This is a genomic window from Pseudomonas sp. K5002 (assembly GCF_013386655.1).
Lineage (GTDB): Bacteria > Pseudomonadota > Gammaproteobacteria > Pseudomonadales > Pseudomonadaceae > Aquipseudomonas.
In genome coordinates, this window is sequence record NZ_JACARK010000643.1 from 568 (window position 1) to 857 (window position 290).

1 pseudogene is annotated in these 290 nt (G+C 65.2%); it reads right to left on the minus strand.

The annotated features are described in order from the left end of the window. Positions 1 to 290 (minus strand): annotated as a pseudogene (locus HX846_RS39745) (chemotaxis protein); the annotation flags it as partial.

A 290-nucleotide genomic window follows, 5' to 3' on the forward strand; every position in this document is an offset into this window, starting at 1 on the left:
TGGTCTGTTCGGCGATGCTGCGGATCACTTCCAGTACCGAGCCGATCTGCTCGCTGTTCACCGCCAGGGCTTCGACTTCGGTCACGGCCTTGCTGACTTCTTCGGCCAGGGTGGTGATGTCGCGGGTGCTGCGTTCAATGATCTGCATGCCTTCGCGGGCTGACTGGTCGGCGCCGCGGGCCGCGCTGGCGGCGTTGGAGGCGCTGTTGGCCACGTCGTGGGCGGTGGCGCTCATTTCATTCGAGGCGGTGGCCACCTGGTCGATCTCACGGAACTGCACCTGCATGCCT